Here is a 14,311-nt window from a genome sequence, read left to right on the forward strand (position 1 = left end):
AGGCCGCGGCACGGCCGGGTCGTGACGTGGATCATGCGGTGCGCGACCCTGTTCGGCATCGGTATCCCCGCGGTAACCGGGTGACAAAAAGGTGCCGTCTTCCCAAGCGAACGATCTTGCTCGAAGCTCTCCTTGGTAACAAGAGGTAACCGACCCCACTGCGGGGAACCGATCGTTGGAGAGAATCCGATGTTGCACACCAGACCCACCGCGGTCTTCACCGAAATGTCCAGCCGGGCCTGGGCGGTACTCGCCGTGCTGTCCGGCGCCATCTTCCTCGAGGGCATCGATGTCGCGATGCTCAATGTGGCACTCCCGTCGATCCGCGCCGACCTGGCGCTGTCCACCGGCACGCTGTCCGGCGTCGTCTCCGCCTATGTCCTGGGCTACGGCGGCTTCATGCTGCTCGGCGGGCGGGTGGCCGACCTGTTCGGGCGGCGGCGGGTATTCCTGTTCTGGCTGGCGGTGTTCGTCGTGTTCTCCGGGCTCGGCGGCTTCGCGACCAGCGGGTGGATGCTGCTGACCGCGCGCTTCGTCACCGGCGTCGCCGCGGCGTTCATGGCCCCGGCCGGGCTGTCGCTGATCACCACCAACTTCGCCGAGGGGCCGGTGCGCAACCGCGCATTGCTGGTCTACTCCGGCGTGGCGGCGGGCGGCTTCTCGCTCGGCATGGTCGTCGGCGGACTGCTCACCGCGCTGGGCTGGCGCTGGGTGTTCTTCGCGCCCGTGGTGCTGTCGGCGCTGATCCTGGCCGCCGCGATTCCGCTGGTGCGCGATGCCGAAGGGCCGCAACAGGTTCGGGGCAAGCTGGATGTGACGGGCGCGCTGTCGGTGACGGGCGCGATGATGCTGCTGGTCTACGGTGTGGTCCGGCTCGAGCACGCCGGTGACCGTCCGGCGCTGACCGCCGCGGTGTTCGCCGTCGGCCTGCTGCTGCTGGCGCTGTTCGTGGTCAACGAGCGGCGGGTGGCCGAACCGCTGGTCCGGCTCGGTATCCTGCGCTCGGGAAATCTGGTGCGCACCAACGTGATCGCGCTGCTCTTCGTCGGATCGTTCGCGGGCTTCCAGTTCCTGGCCGCGCTCTACTTCCAGGAACTGCGAGGCTGGAGCACCGTGCAGACCGGCCTGGCGATGGCGGTGATCGGTATCGACGCGATCCTCGCGCCGCTGCTGACCCCGCGCCTGGTCGAGCGCTTCGGTAATGCCCGGGTGGTGTTCGGCGGCGTGGTCCTGGCCGCGCTCGCCTACCTGCTCCTGCTGCCGCTGGAGATCGACCGGGCCTACGCGGCGATGCTGCCCGCGCTGCTGCTGCTCGGCGTCTCCTTCGCCCTGGTCTACGGGCCGCTGACGATCGCGGGCACCGACGGCATCGACGAAGCCGAACACGGCCTGGCCGGTGGCCTGCTCTACACCGCCATCCAGTTCGGATTCGCCCTCGGTATCTCCGCCGTCACCGCGGTGCACGTGGCCGCCGAGGCCGCGGGCGCGACCGGCATCGAGGCGCTGCGCACGGCGCTGCTGGCACCGGTGATCGCGGCGGTGCTGGCGGCGGTCGTCGGCGCGGCCGGCCTACGCCGGAGCGCCCCGGTCGCCGAGCCCGTCCCGGCTGCCGTCGGCTGACCCGCCGGTTCGAATCCGCACCCCGGCACGCGTGCCGGGGTGCGGATTCGTTGGTGCCGGAGCTGATTCAGGCGGGGTCGAGGCGAAGGCTGCGGCTGCACAGGACGCGGGTGACCTGGATGGCGATGACGACGCGGGTGGGGTTCTCGCGGGGAGTCTTGTAGCGGGCGGCGTAGCGGTCCTCGGCCTCGTGGACGCTCGCAGCATCCTCCAGCACGGTGGCCGGGCCCTCCAGGGTGAGGTAGCGCGCACCGTCGACCTGGCTGACGGCCGCGTAGCCCGCACGCCGCACATTGTTGGCCTTGGTGGTCTTGGTATCGGTGATGACGCGGGCGACGCCGGCCTCCGGATCCCAGCTGAAACCGACCGCGACCACGTGCGGAGTGCCGTTGGGGCGCAGCGTGGTGAGGGTGGCGAGGTGGCGCTCGGTGAGGAAGTCCAGGGCGGCGGGCGCGAGCTGGTCGGCGGTGGTCGGCATGGGAGAACCGTAGCGTTTCGAGGATGACAGACTGAGCGCATGGGATTGCGAGGTGGACGCGGGATCGCCGCCGGGCCGGTGCTGGTGCTCGGCGGGCGCAGTGAGATCGGGCTCGAGGTGGCGCTCCGGCTGGCGCCGGGGCGGGTGGTGATCCTGGCGGCGCGCCGCCGGCGGGCCGGTGCGATCGCCGCGGAGTTGGGTGCGGAGATCGCCGCGGTCACCGCCGCCGGCGCCACCGCGGTGCACGCCGTCGAGTTCGACGCCGACGACACCGCGAGCCATCCGGCGCTGCTGGCGAAGATCGCCGCCGAGCACGGCGGCATCGGCGTCGCGGTGCTGGCGTTCGGCGTCCTCGGGGATCAGGCCCGCGCCGAACAGGATTCGGCGCACGCGGTCGCCGTGGTGCATACCGACTACGTCGCCCAGGTCAGCGTGCTGACGAACCTGGTGAACCTGATGCGCGGCCAGGACGACGGCCAGATCGTGGTGTTCGGCTCGATCGCCGGTGTCCGGGTCCGCCGCGCCAACTACGTCTACGGCTCCGCCAAGGCGGGGTTGTTCGGTTTCGCCAGCGGCCTCGCCGACGCGCTGCACGGCAGTTCCGTGCACCTGCTGCTGGTGCGTCCGGGGTTCGTCATCGGGCGTATGAGCGCGGGCATGGAACCCGCCCCGTTCTCCAGCACCCCGCCACAGGTCGCCGACGCGGTGGTCGACGGCCTGCGTCGACGCGCGGCTCGGATCGCCGTGCCGCGTGTCCTCAACCTGGTGTTCCTGGCAACTCGCTTTGTGCCGCAGTCGATCTGGCGACGGATGCCCCGGTGACCGACTGGGTGGGAGAGCCGATCGCGGTCGTGGGGATCGGGGCCGAAGGGTGGGAGGGGCTCGGACGCGGCGCGCGGGAAGCGGTACTGGCGGCGGAGGTGCTCTTCGGGTCGGGGCGGCAGTTGGGGCTGGTGCCCGAGGAGGTGAGTGCGGAGCGGGTGACGTGGCCCTCGCCGCTGCTGCCCGCGCTCGAGGGGTTGTTCGAGCAGTACGCGGGACGCACGGTCGCGGTGCTGGCCAGCGGGGATCCGATGTTCTACGGCATCGGCGTGAGTCTGGCGCGGTTGTTCGGGGCGGAAGCATTGCGGGTGCTGCCGCAGCCGTCGTCGGTGTCGCTGGCGTGTGCGCGGCTCGGCTGGGCGCTGGCGGAGGTGCCGGTGGTGAGCGTGGTGGGGCGCCCGCTCGCGACGGTGCTGCCGGAGCTGGCCGACCGGCGGCGGCTGCTGGTGCTGAGCGCCGACGCGGACAGCCCTGGGCAGCTCGCGGAATTGCTGGGGCGCAACGGGTTCGGTGCGTCCAGGCTGACCGTGCTGGAGCAACTCGGTGGCCCGCTGGAGCGGATCTACGGCGCGGACGCGCAGGAGTGGAAGCACGAACCGGGCGATCCGCTGAATATCGTCGCGATCGAAGGCGTCGCCGATCCGGCGTACCCGCGGTCGACCCGGGTTCCGGGTCTCGCGGATGCCCGCTACGACGGCGACGGTCAGCTCACCAAGCACGAGATCCGCGCGCTGACCCTGTCCGCGCTGGCGCCCGCGCCCGGGGAGATGCTGTGGGATGTCGGCGGCGGGTCGGGGACCATCGCGATCGAATGGTGCCGCACCCATCCGGAGTGCCGGGCCATCACCTTCGAGCGGCTCGAACCCAGGCGGCGGCAGATCGCCGGCAATGCCGCCGCACTGGGCGTCCCGCACCTCGATGTGCGTGGCGAGGTGCTGGTGGAACTGGAAATATCCACCGAGTTGACGCCTCCGGACGCTATTTTCGTCGGTGGCGGGCTGACCCAGGATGGCGTACTCGAGACGTGCTGGTCACATCTACGCCAGGGCGGGCGGCTGGTCGCCAATGTGGTCACGGCGGAATCCGAAGCGCTGCTACTGAATTGGGCCGCCGAGCACGGCGGTGAACTGCGGAAGTTTCAGATTTATCGGGGCGAGCCGCTGGGCGGATTCACGACCTGGCGGCCGCAGTTGCCGGTCACCCAGTGGTCGGTCACCAAGGCTGCCTCGCTGTGAAATCCCCGTTCTGCAGGTGATTCCCTCGCGCGGCCCCGGTAGGGTCGGCCCCGAGATCCGACCTTTGATCTTCGGGTCCGTAATCTTGATGGGAAACTAGATGAGATACAAGAAGTTCGCCGCTACCGCGATCATCGCCGCCGCCGCCACCGGCATCGCCGCAGGCACCTCGGGTGCGGCGCCCGCGGCTCCGGCTCCCGCCGTGCAGAACCAGGGCGCGCCGTCGGTCCAGGGCGCGGACCAGGGCGTGCAGTACGTGGTGCAGTTGCTCGACAAGTCGATCGTCGCCGACTTCACCGGCGCCGCGCTCAGCCTGGACGACGAGCAGAAGAACGTCGTCGTCAAGAACGCCGAGGGCGCCGTCGTCACCGCGATCCCGCTCAAGGCCCAGGTCGGCCAGAACCTGGTGCCGATCGCGGCCACCATCGAGGGCCAGAAGCTGACCCTCACCCCCGAGCTGAAGGACATCAAGCTCGACGCCGACGCGGCCAAGCTGCAGGCCGAGGCCATCTCCTCGCAGGACTGGTTCTTCTCCGAGTTGCAGCGCGCCTCGCTGGGTGCGCTCATCGGCGGCATCATCGGGTTCTTCTTCCTCGGTGTCGGCGTCTTCCCGGGCGCACTCATCGGCCTGCTCATCGCGGGCGGACCGAGCCTGATCAACGCGGGCATCGCCTACTTCAGCGGGCAGCCCTGAAAATTCTGATTCTGGGCGGTACCCGGGAAGCCCGGGACCTGGCCCACCTCGCTTCCGGCGAGCGCGGATTCGACATCGTCTCCTCGCTCGCCGGACGCGTTCGTGACCCGCGCCTGCCCGCCGGCGCGGTGCGCATCGGCGGCTTCGGTGGTGCCGACGGGTTACGAGAGTGGTTGACGGGCAACGGGATCGACGCCGTTGTCGACGCCACGCACCCGTTCGCGGGCACCATGAGCGCGCACGCCGCCACCGCCGCGACGGCACTCGGCCTGCCGCTGGTGCACGTGCGGCGGCCCGGCTGGCGGGAGCGGCCCGGTGATCGCTGGATCCGGGTGCCCGATCTGGCCGGAGCCGCCGCGGCGCTCGGCGGCCTGGGCGAGCGCGTCTTCTTGACGATCGGCCGCCAAGGGGTGGCCGCCTTCGCCGAGCTGTCCGCGCACTGGTTCCTGATCCGCGCCATCGATCCGCCGGAGGGCGCGGTGCCCACCCGGCATCACCTGCTGCTGGCCCGCGGGCCGTTCACGGTCGAGCAGGAAACCGAACTGCTGGCCGCGCACCGCGTCGAGGTGCTGGTGACCAAGGACAGCGGCGGCGCGCTCACCGAGGCCAAACTCGACGCCGCCCGCGCGGCGGGCCTGCCGGTCGTGGTGGTCGAACGGCCCGCGCTGCCCGCCGGGGGCGCGGTGGTGCACACCGCGGACGCGGCGTGGGAGTGGTTGCGGAGCGGCGGTCAGTCGGCCAGCAGTGCGGGCAGCTGCTCGAACCAGTCGATGACACCGCGCTCGTAGTTGATGCCGAAGGCGAGGGTGGCGCGCAGGTGCGGCGGCATGTCGGTGCCTTCCTCCTCGAGATACCCGTCCAGGCGTTTCTGGTGAATCTCCCGATTGGCGGCGATGATTCGATCGCGATGCGCGGGATCGAGGTGATCGCCGAAGGCCAGCGTCAACAGCAGTGGGACCCGGATGTTCTCGGCGCCGGGATCGCGAGAGATCCACTCGTGGAACACCGCCCGGCCCGGCTCGGTGATCTGATACGGTGTGCGATCACGAGCGCCGACAGCGCCCTTCTCGACCAGCCCGGCGGCATCCATCGCGGCGAGCTCCCGATAGACCTGGCTTTGCGTGATCGTCCAGAAGTCCCCGATCCGGTCCTGTGCGAGATTTGTCAGATCCCAGCCCGACATCGGGCCCTCGTGCAGGAACCCGAGCAGCGATGCCGCCGTGGAATTCAGCGGTTTGCGCCGAGTCGTGGTTTTGCTCACCGATGTGCCCCCTTCTCGATGTTCCATAGTGGAATATTAGACCAGGGCAGTTGCGCGCACTCCAGTACCCACACGGCCACCGCGATCACCAGCAGCACGATGCCCAGTGTGTGCAGCCCGGGGATGTCCAGCGCCGCGGCGGTGGACAGGGACGCGACCGCGGTCATGCCGAGCGGGAAGACCGTCGCCCAGCGCCGGATGTTGTAGCCGGGCCGCCGGTCGATCACCTCGGCAGCCAGCAGAATCACATAGCCCACCAGGCAGAGCCCGAGCAGGACCAGCGTCACCACGCGCAGCACCGTATGCGGGACGCCGGTCCAGTGCGGCCACGCGACGAGTTTCGACGCCGCGAGCGCGGAGATCGCCAGCGCCCCGGCCGCCACCCACTGATCGCCCGCGCCCCGCCAGATCTGGCCGAGGTCGAAGTGTGTGAACGCCGCCGCGTACAGCGGAATGCCGAGACAGAAGAAGACCAGCGCGACCGGCATCAGCCAGTCGCCCGCGCCCGCCTGCGCGAGAGTGGCGGTGAGCACCGCCAGACCCTGGGTCGAAACGCACACCAGGAAGGCGGCCCCGGGCATCCGCCGGTTCCACTGCCGAATCACCAGGACCAGCAGGACCGGCCAGGCCGCCAGCGCGATCACCAGCAGCAGCACGGCCAAGCCCTGCGCGCCCGCCAGGGACAAGCGGGTGCCGAGCACCGTGGTGGCGGCGACCCCGGTGAGCGCCGGCGCGGTCGCCGCCTCGGTCTCCCAACGCGAGCGATGCCACAGCAACCGGTCGGCGAAGTCGGCCGCCAGCACAACCCAGCCCGCGACCGCGATACCGAGGCCGACCCGGGACGCGAGATCAGCGTGCGCGAGATGCAGGCCGACCGAGATGATCCCGGTGGCCATGACGAACGACCCCGCCGCCGGAGGCAGCTCGCGCCACCACTGCTGTGTCATCCCGTCATCTCAGCCCGGCCACGCGGCGCGGTCAAGCAACACGACGGCAATCGAGAGCTACGCCTTGCCGATCTCCGGGCTCGGAGTCGGCGTGCCTAGGTGGCGTAGCGGCGCGAGGTGTAGACGCGGGGGCCCCGCTCGGTCTGGAAGACCGTGGTGGTCGAGGCGCCGACGATGAGCAGGGTGCGCATGTCGACCTCGGCGGGGTCGAGATCGGACAGGGTGACGACGCGGACGGATTCGGTGGGGCCGCCGACGTCGCGGCCCAGGACCACCGGGGTATCGGGTTTGCGGTGTTCGAGCAGGAGATCGCGCATCGCGGCGACCTGCCAGGTGCGCTGTGAGGAGGCGGGGTTGTAGATGGCGATCGCCATATCGGCGGCGGCCACCGCCGAAAGTCGTTGCGCGACAACTTCCCACGGCTTCAGGCGATCCGAGAGCGAGATCATGGCGTAGTCGTGGCCCAGCGGTGCGCCGATCCGGCTGGCCACCGCGTTGGCCGCGGTCAGGCCGGGCAGCACCCGCACCGGAACTCCGTGCCACTGCGGGTCGGCCGATTCCTCCAGCACCGCGGCCGCCATCGCGAAGACGCCCGGATCGCCGGAGGAGATCACCGCGACCCGCGCGCCCTGCTTGGCCAGATCCAATGCCATGGCGGCACGTTCGGATTCGACCCGGTTGTCGCTGGCGTGGCGGCGCTGGCCCGCGCGCTCCGGGACCCGGTTGATGTAGGTGGTGTAGCCGACCAGGTCGGTGGCCTCGGTCAGAGCCTGCTGTACCTCGGGGGTGGTCCAGTCCGGAGAGCCGGGGCCCAAGCCGACGACCACGACCTCGCCGACGGGGCGAGTGGCCGAATCGTCTTGTCGAGCAACCGCTTCGGTGGCGAGCGCTTGGCCGGCGGCCGCCTTCCGGGGCAGCGGTGTGGTCGGTTCCGGGCCGGGAACCAGCGTGATCGAGAAGTACGGGACGTCGGCGTCGTCCACCTCGGCGGCGGCGAGCACACGCTGGCGGGTGGAGCTGGCCCGCTCGATGTAGTAGGCGTCGGCCAGGCGGCCGGAATCCGAAAGAGCCTGGCGCACACCGGGATAGGTGCGGCCGAGCTTCATGATGGCGGCCGCGTCGGTGTCGCGCAGCCGGCGGGTGAGCTCCGCGGTCGGCAGGGTGCCGGGCAGCACGGTGAGCACCTGCTCGCCCTCCACCAGCGGGGTGCCCAGCGCCGCCGACGCCGCGCTGACCGAGGTGATGCCGGGAATGATCTCGGCCTCGAAGCGGTCCGCGAGGCGGCGGTGCATGTGCATGTAGGAGCTGTAGAACAGCGGATCGCCCGCGGCGAGCAGCGCCACGGTCCGGCCGGCCGCGAGGTGGGCGGCCAGGCGTTCGGCGGCCGCCTCGTAGAACTCGTCGATCGCGCCCTGGTAACCGCCGGCGTGATCGGTGGTCTCGGTGGTCACCGGATAGATCAGGTGCTCTTCGAGCTGGCCTTCGCGCATATACGGCGCGGCGATGCCCCGCGAGATGCTGCGGCCGTGCCGGGCGCTGTGGAACGCGATGACGTCGGCGTCCGCGATCACCTTGGCGGCCTTGACCGTCACCAGTTCCGGATCGCCCGGCCCCAGTCCGACACCCCAGAGTTTGCCGGGCATGATCTCGCTCATTCCTGTTCGCTCGCAATCGCGTTGAGCGCCGACGCGGTGATGGCGCTGCCGCCGCGGCGACCCCGCACGGTGAGATATTCGATCCCGCCGTACTCGATCAGCGCCTCCTTGGATTCGGCGGCGCCGATGAAACCGACGGGGATGCCGAGGATCGCGGCCGGGCGGGGCGCGCCCGCGTCCAGCAGATCGAGCAGATGGAACAGTGCGGTCGGCGCGTTGCCGATCGCCACGACCGCGCCGTCCAGGCGGTCCCGCCACAGTTCGAGGGCGGCGGCCGAACGGGTATTGCCCAGGGCCGCGGCCAGTTCGGGGACGCGCGGATCACCGAGGGTGCACAGCACCTCGTTGTCGGCGGGCAGCCGCTTGCGGGTGACGCCGGAGGCGACCATGTTCGCGTCGCACAGAATCGGCGCGCCCGCGCGCAGTGCCGCCCGCGCGGCCGCGACCACGCCGGGGGAGAACGCGATGTCGCCCGCGAGGTCGACTTGCCCGCTGCCGTGGATCATTCGCACCACGACCTGCGCGACGTCGGCCGGGAACCGGCTCAGATCCGCCTCCGCGCGGATCGTCGCGAACGAGCGCCGATAGATCTCGGCCCCGTCGGTGAGGTAGCTGGCACGCACGTCGGACATGCGCACCAGCCTATGAGGGGCCTCGCCGCGCCTCAGGTGCGGGGGCGCTCCAGGATGCGCGACATGACGATCGAGCTGCGGGTGCGGCCCACCCGGGTGTTCTCGCGAATGCGCTCCACGGTGGATTCGATCTCGGCCATGTCCTTGGCCATCACGTGCACGAGCGCGTCGGCTTCGCCCGCGATCGTCCACACGCCGACCACCTGCGGGATCGGTTCCAGGCTGCGGCGCAGCTCGGCGGGGGAGATGTTGTCGCGGTAGTAGACCTCGACGTAGGCCTCGGTGGTCCAGCCCAGCGCGGCCGGGTTGACCAGCGCGGTGAAACCGGTGATCTGGCCGCTGGCGACCATGCGATCGACCCGGCGCTTGACGGCGGGCGCGGACAGGCCGATCACCGAGCCGATCTCCTGGAACGAGGCGCGCGCCGATTTCAGGAGATGGCCCAGGATCCGGCGGTCGAGGTCGTCCACGTCACAACCCTTCGCTGGGTGCGCAACGAATCGCCGTTCAGACGATCATCTACGCAATACATTGATGTTCCTGACGCAATGGTAGGTCAATTACGTTCGTGGCAGCCTGCTACTCCGCGCGACTCCGGGAGCCACGATGACTTCTGTAGTGACCCTGCCTACCTCCGACCCGACCCCGGTGCGGCGGCCGTCCGCCCGCCGCTTCGTCATGTGCCGTCCGGACCATTTCGCCGTCTTCTACGCCATCAATCCGTGGATGAACCCGGCCGTCCCTGTCGATCGCGCCCTCGCGATCGCGCAGTGGGAGACCCTGCGCACGGCCTACGAACAGCACGGCCATCAGGTCGACCTGGTTCCCGGCGAACCGGGCCTGCCCGACATGGTCTTCGCCGCCAACAGCGGGCTGGCCTACGGCGGGCGCGTCATGTCGGCCCGCTTCACCCACGCCGAACGCGCCGCGGAGGGCCCGGCCTATCACCGGTGGTTCGCGCAGCGCGGTTTCGCCGAGGTGGTCGCGGCCGCGGAAACCAACGAGGGCGAGGGCGATTTCATCCGCGTCGGTCAGCGCATCCTGGCCGCCACCGGTTTCCGCAGCTCGGTCGCCGCGCACCGCGAAGTGGAGCACTACTTCGGTCGCCAGGTGGTGTCCCTGGAGCTGGTCGACCCGCGCTTCTACCACCTCGACACCGCGCTCATGGCTTTGGACGAGGACAACATCGCCTACTTCCCGGCCGCCTTCGCCCCCGACAGCCGCGCCATTCTCAGCGCGCTGTACCCCGACGCGATCCTCGCCACCGACGACGACGCCGTCGTGCTCGGCCTCAACGGCGTCTCCGACGGGTACCACGTCTTCGTCAGCGATCGCGCACACCACCTCCAGGAAGCGTTGCGCGCCAACGGGTATCACCCCGTCGGGCTGGACCTGTCGGAACTGCTCCGCGCGGGCGGCGGCGTGAAGTGCTGCACGCTGGAGCTGCACGACTAGAACTGCGTCGAATGGTTGAGGGGTATGCGGATCGTGCAGTTCTCCGGATGAAAGGCCGAAACCGGCCGTAGGACAAGAGAATTGCACGATCTGCGTACATCGACTAGGCGGTCAGGGCGATGTGCTGTTCCAGCACCTCGTCGACGGGGCCCGGGAGCATCGGCGGGTGGATGATCAGTTCGTCGACGCCGAGGTCCTCGTATCGGCGGACGGTTGCGGCGTCGAGCGGGCCGCTCGGGGCCACGTGGATGGCGAGTTTGCCGAGGTGTTCGGGGCGGGCGGTGGTGTGGGCGGCTTCGGCGAGGCGGGCGAGGTTGTCTTTCGTCTCGGCGACGGTGCCGATGCCGAACCAGCCGTGTGCGCGGGAGACGGCGCGGCGTAGCGCGCCCTTGCTGTGGCCGCCGACCACCACGCGCAACGTGGTCGGGCGCGGGTGGGCGTCGACGTTGCTGAACTGCACGTATTTTCCGGTGAAGGACGGTTGCGGGGAGTGCCAGAGTGCGGCCATGGCGTCGAGGTATTCGTCGGTGCGGGTGCCACGGTCGGCGAGCGGGACGCCGAGTGCGGTGAGCTCGGGTTCGAGGTAGCCGGCGCCGACGCCGAGGGTGAAGCGGCCGCGGCTGAGCAGGGACAGGCTCGCCGCCTGCTTGGCCAGGACCAGGGGGTTGCGCTGCGGCAGGATGATCACACCGGTCCCGAGCTCCAGGGTGCTGGTGAAAGCGGCGACGTAGGACAGGTGCACCAGCGGGTCCAGGATCGGCTCGGTCGGGTCCGCGGGGCTGGCATCGCTGCGCGGGGAGGGGAGTACGACGTGTTCCGAGGTCCACCAGGAGCGATAGCCGAGCCGCTCTACCAGTGTGGCCAGCCGGGCCGTCTCGTCGGGATCGATCGTGCTCTTGGTATTGAAGCCCTGCACACCCATGTCCATGCTGGAGCCCAACTCCGCGCCGGGACCACGTATTCCGGTCCGGGGCAAGGGAATACGGGGCCGGTCAGCTCGCCTTGCGGATCTGGGTCAGGAATTCGGTGTTGGAGTCGGTCTGCTTCAGGCCGGTCAGCAGCAGTTCGAGCGCTTGCTGCGGCTCGCGGCCGGCCAGCGTCTTGCGCAGCGAGGCGGTGGCGGTGAGCTCGTCGGGGGAGAGCATCAGCTCTTCCTTGCGGGTGCTGGAGCGGTCGATGTCGATCGCGGGGAAGATGCGGCGGCCGGCGATCTGGCGGTCGAGCTTCAGCTCGGCGTTGCCGGTGCCCTTGTACTCCTCGAAGATGACGGTGTCGGCGAGGGATCCGGTTTCGACGAGGGCGCTGGCGACGATGGTCAGCGAGCCGCCGTTCTCGATATTGCGCGCGGCGCCGAGGAACTTCTTCGGCGGGGCGAGGGCGCCGGCGTCCACACCGCCGGAGAGGATGCGGCCGGAACCGGCGGCGGCGAGGTTGTAGGCGCGGGCCAGGCGGGTGAGCGAGTCCAGCAGGACGACGACGTCCCGGCCCATTTCGACGCGCCGTTTGGCCTGTTCGATGGCCAGTTCGGCCAGGGCGATGTGCTCGTGTGCGGGCTGATCGAAGGTGGCGGCGGCGACCTGGGCCGGAACCGAGCGGGACAGATCGGTGACCTCTTCGGGGCGTTCGCCGACCAGGATCAGCATCAGCTCGCATTCGGGATGATTCTTGGCGATGCCGTGCGCGATCGCTTGCAGGACAGTGGTTTTGCCTGCCTTGGGCGGTGCGACGATCAGGGCGCGCTGGCCCTTGCCGAGCGGCATCACCAGATCGGTGGTGCGGGTGGTGAGTTGGTGCGATTCGGTCTCCAGGCGGAGCCGGTCCTGCGGGTAGATGGGGGTCAGGTCGGCGAAGTGCGGCCGGGACTTGGCACTGCCGGGCGGCAGGCCGTTGACGGTGTCGACGCTGACCAGCGGCGGGAGTTTGGCGCCCTCGCGTTTGGCGCCGAGGGTGCCGGTGAGGGTGTCGCCGCGGCGGAGTCCGAGTTCGCGGACCAGCCGGGGCGGTACGTGGGCGTCGCGCGGGCCGGGCAGGTAGCCGTCGACGCGCAGCGACGCGTGGTTGTCGGTGATGTCTAGGATGCCGGTGATCGGCTGTGTCTGAATAGTGTTGTCTTGCATGATGTTTCCCCTGAGGGTGAGTTCTTGGATGCGGCGGTTCGCCGTGGATTCCACCTGGTGGGTATGACGTCGCTGCCCGCGCCGAACCGGCAGGAGCCGGGGTCGTGGCATGCGATAGCGATCGTGGCGATCGAGGAGGCTTGCGGGAGGGAACCGTCACCTACGTCCACAAGATGGAGATGCGCTAACCATAGCGGCATCTACCGGAACATGCAACCGGCGATCAGCCGATGCGGTATCCGCCAGGCGTCGCGGTGACATCGGTGACGGCCCCGCGCGGGCGCCCGCAATGCCGTTCACAGCCGGACCAGTGCTGCCGTCCCGCGACCTCGCCGGCGGCGAGCGGCTCGGGACCGGCCGGCCGCACCCGCCCCGATGCGACCGCCGCGGCCACATCACCCCGCACGTCGGTCAGCGACTTCGCGCACCCGGGCTGCCCGGCGCAGGCGCTGACCAGCAGCCAGGGCGAATTCGAGTCGAAGATCAGGCCCATCGGGGCGAGTACGCGGACCACCTGCTCGGCGATCCCTTCCGCGAGATCGGTGACGACCAGGCTGCGCCACGGGGTCACGAAGATCGGGCGCTCGACGGCGGCGAGGAACTCGGCGAGCCGCGCCGGCAGCGTGCCGAGCCGCACGCCCGCGCCGAGGCCGACCAGACCGTCGTCCTGGTCCAGCCAGCCGATCGGAAGTTCGTGGACGCCGCCGAATTCCAGCGGTTCGGCACTGGGGGACAGGCCGAGGTGATCGATCACCCCGGTGACGCCGTCCGGCACCTCGTGCAACCGCCACTGCCCCGAACTCCGCGCGAGGAAGCCGTGCGCGGCGGCCAGCATGATGTCCACCGCGTCGGCGACCGACACCCGGATCCCGCTGTCGCGCCCGGCGAGCACCAGCGCGAACTCGTCCGCGCCGACGGCGTGCACGCCGATATCGCCGCCGAGGCCGCTGACGTCGCCGCGCCCGTCGTCCAGGGTGAACAGCACGCGGCCGGGCAACTCGGCCAGTCGTGGCGTGGCGCGCAATCCGGCATCGAGTGCAGGAACGAGGGGGTGGATGTCGATCCAGCCGCCGATCCGCCCGGCCAGCGGCGAGGCCACGATATTGCGGACGCGCTCGTGGGTGTGGCTGGGCAGCAGGCCGGCGGCTTCCAGGCGCGTGGTCAGCTCGCCGGCGTCGCGGACCTGCCGCAGCTGGAGGTTGCCGCGCGAGGTGAGTTCGATGTTCCCGTCGCCGAGTTCGGTGGCGGCCTCGGCGAGCACCTGCCACTGCGCGGGTTCCACCCGGCCGCCCGGCACCCGGATGCGCGCCAGCGGCCCGTCGGCGGCCTGATGCAGCCGCAGCACACCGGGGCAGGAATCGGGAACCTCGCGCGTCACCCCTCGAGCCTACGAGC

At 70.3% G+C, this 14,311-nt stretch carries 15 protein-coding genes; 6 read left to right on the forward strand and 9 right to left on the reverse strand.

Going from position 1 to position 14,311, the window contains the following annotated elements:
• The first annotated feature begins 189 nt into the window (after positions 1-189).
• Positions 190-1,620 (forward strand): MFS transporter, encoded by a 1,431-nt coding sequence (locus tag AB0H76_RS10120; RefSeq protein ID WP_357320073.1) that lies wholly within the window; start codon positions 190-192, stop codon positions 1,618-1,620.
• 67 nt (positions 1,621-1,687) lie between these two features.
• Here the strand turns inward: AB0H76_RS10120 and AB0H76_RS10125 are convergent, their stop codons facing one another.
• Positions 1,688-2,098, reverse strand: coding sequence for a PPOX class F420-dependent oxidoreductase (locus AB0H76_RS10125; RefSeq protein WP_357320076.1), 411 nt, complete (start codon positions 2,096-2,098; stop codon positions 1,688-1,690).
• A 39-nt stretch (positions 2,099-2,137) separates the two neighbouring features.
• Here AB0H76_RS10125 and AB0H76_RS10130 point away from each other — a divergent pair, with 39 nt between their 5' ends.
• The 4 genes from AB0H76_RS10130 (at position 2,138) to AB0H76_RS10145 (ending at position 5,637) form a co-directional block, all read left to right on the forward strand.
• Entirely contained in the window at positions 2,138-2,920 is a 783-nt protein-coding gene (locus tag AB0H76_RS10130; protein ID WP_357320079.1) for an SDR family NAD(P)-dependent oxidoreductase, read from the forward strand.
• A gap of 8 nt (positions 2,921-2,928) precedes the next feature.
• A complete protein-coding gene (gene cbiE / locus AB0H76_RS10135; protein WP_357320570.1) occupies positions 2,929-4,155 on the forward strand; it encodes a precorrin-6y C5,15-methyltransferase (decarboxylating) subunit CbiE in 1,227 nt (408 codons plus the stop codon).
• Positions 4,156-4,255: 100 nt separating this feature from the next.
• Entirely contained in the window at positions 4,256-4,849 is a 594-nt protein-coding gene (locus tag AB0H76_RS10140; RefSeq protein ID WP_357320082.1) for a hypothetical protein, read from the forward strand.
• Positions 4,846-5,637 carry a cobalt-precorrin-6A reductase gene (locus AB0H76_RS10145; protein ID WP_357320573.1) on the forward strand — a complete coding sequence of 264 codons (792 nt, stop codon included), beginning with the start codon at positions 4,846-4,848 and terminating at the stop codon, positions 5,635-5,637. The genes AB0H76_RS10140 and AB0H76_RS10145 overlap by 4 nt, the downstream gene beginning before the upstream one ends.
• Here the strand turns inward: AB0H76_RS10145 and AB0H76_RS10150 are convergent.
• The 5 genes from AB0H76_RS10150 to AB0H76_RS10170 form a co-directional block, all read right to left on the reverse strand.
• Positions 5,580-6,110 (reverse strand): PadR family transcriptional regulator, encoded by a 531-nt coding sequence (locus AB0H76_RS10150; RefSeq protein ID WP_357320085.1) that lies wholly within the window; start codon positions 6,108-6,110, stop codon positions 5,580-5,582. The two genes, AB0H76_RS10145 and AB0H76_RS10150, sit on opposite strands and share 58 nt — an antisense overlap.
• Positions 6,107-7,057: a tellurite resistance/C4-dicarboxylate transporter family protein gene (locus AB0H76_RS10155; protein WP_357320088.1), complete on the reverse strand. Its 951-nt coding sequence runs from the start codon at positions 7,055-7,057 to the stop codon at positions 6,107-6,109. The genes AB0H76_RS10150 and AB0H76_RS10155 overlap by 4 nt, the downstream gene beginning before the upstream one ends.
• A 95-nt stretch (positions 7,058-7,152) precedes the next feature.
• Positions 7,153-8,712 (reverse strand): precorrin-3B C(17)-methyltransferase, encoded by a 1,560-nt coding sequence (cobJ, locus tag AB0H76_RS10160; RefSeq protein WP_357320089.1) that lies wholly within the window; start codon positions 8,710-8,712, stop codon positions 7,153-7,155.
• Positions 8,709-9,344 (reverse strand): precorrin-8X methylmutase, encoded by a 636-nt coding sequence (locus AB0H76_RS10165; RefSeq protein WP_357320091.1) that lies wholly within the window; start codon positions 9,342-9,344, stop codon positions 8,709-8,711. The genes cobJ and AB0H76_RS10165 overlap by 4 nt, the downstream gene beginning before the upstream one ends.
• 32 nt (positions 9,345-9,376) lie before the next feature.
• Positions 9,377-9,814: an Lrp/AsnC family transcriptional regulator gene (locus AB0H76_RS10170; protein WP_357320093.1), complete on the reverse strand. Its 438-nt coding sequence runs from the start codon at positions 9,812-9,814 to the stop codon at positions 9,377-9,379.
• Between the two features lie 136 nt (positions 9,815-9,950).
• Between AB0H76_RS10170 and ddaH the strand changes: the two genes are divergently transcribed.
• Positions 9,951-10,799: a dimethylargininase gene (ddaH, locus tag AB0H76_RS10175; RefSeq protein ID WP_357320095.1), complete on the forward strand. Its 849-nt coding sequence runs from the start codon at positions 9,951-9,953 to the stop codon at positions 10,797-10,799.
• A gap of 103 nt (positions 10,800-10,902) precedes the next feature.
• Here ddaH and AB0H76_RS10180 read toward each other — a convergent pair whose 3' ends face one another.
• The 3 genes from AB0H76_RS10180 to cobG all read right to left on the reverse strand — a co-directional run bounded on the left by AB0H76_RS10180 (position 10,903) and on the right by cobG (position 14,294).
• Positions 10,903-11,727: a TIGR03619 family F420-dependent LLM class oxidoreductase gene (locus tag AB0H76_RS10180; RefSeq protein ID WP_357320097.1), complete on the reverse strand. Its 825-nt coding sequence runs from the start codon at positions 11,725-11,727 to the stop codon at positions 10,903-10,905.
• Between the two features lie 64 nt (positions 11,728-11,791).
• The gene (locus AB0H76_RS10185) at positions 11,792-13,027 is read right to left on the reverse strand and encodes a transcription termination factor Rho, short form (RefSeq protein WP_357320099.1); all 1,236 of its coding nucleotides are present in this window, start codon (positions 13,025-13,027) and stop codon (positions 11,792-11,794) included.
• A gap of 112 nt (positions 13,028-13,139) precedes the next feature.
• The gene (gene cobG / locus AB0H76_RS10190; protein ID WP_357320102.1) at positions 13,140-14,294 is read right to left on the reverse strand and encodes a precorrin-3B synthase; all 1,155 of its coding nucleotides are present in this window, start codon (positions 14,292-14,294) and stop codon (positions 13,140-13,142) included.
• Between the last annotated feature and the right edge of the window lie 17 nt (positions 14,295-14,311).

The organism is Nocardia sp. NPDC050712 (assembly GCF_040654295.1).
Taxonomy (GTDB): Bacteria; Actinomycetota; Actinomycetes; order Mycobacteriales; family Mycobacteriaceae; genus Nocardia.

Bases quoted from the DNA above. Each gene is read 5' to 3' on its own strand.
- AB0H76_RS10120 (WP_357320073.1), top strand. From the start codon at position 190: ATGTTGCACACCAGACCCACCGCGGTCTTCACCGAAATGTCCAGCCGG.
- AB0H76_RS10130 (WP_357320079.1), top strand. From the start codon at position 2,138: ATGGGATTGCGAGGTGGACGCGGGATCGCCGCCGGGCCGGTGCTGGTG.
- AB0H76_RS10140 (WP_357320082.1), top strand. From the start codon at position 4,256: ATGAGATACAAGAAGTTCGCCGCTACCGCGATCATCGCCGCCGCCGCC.
- AB0H76_RS10180 (WP_357320097.1), bottom strand. From the start codon at position 11,727: ATGGACATGGGTGTGCAGGGCTTCAATACCAAGAGCACGATCGATCCC.
- AB0H76_RS10185 (WP_357320099.1), bottom strand. From the start codon at position 13,027: ATGCCACGACCCCGGCTCCTGCCGGTTCGGCGCGGGCAGCGACGTCAT.
- cobJ (WP_357320089.1), bottom strand. From the start codon at position 8,712: ATGAGCGAGATCATGCCCGGCAAACTCTGGGGTGTCGGACTGGGGCCG.
- AB0H76_RS10125 (WP_357320076.1), bottom strand. From the start codon at position 2,098: ATGCCGACCACCGCCGACCAGCTCGCGCCCGCCGCCCTGGACTTCCTC.
- ddaH (WP_357320095.1), top strand. From the start codon at position 9,951: ATGACTTCTGTAGTGACCCTGCCTACCTCCGACCCGACCCCGGTGCGG.
- AB0H76_RS10155 (WP_357320088.1), bottom strand. From the start codon at position 7,057: ATGACACAGCAGTGGTGGCGCGAGCTGCCTCCGGCGGCGGGGTCGTTC.
- AB0H76_RS10165 (WP_357320091.1), bottom strand. From the start codon at position 9,344: ATGTCCGACGTGCGTGCCAGCTACCTCACCGACGGGGCCGAGATCTAT.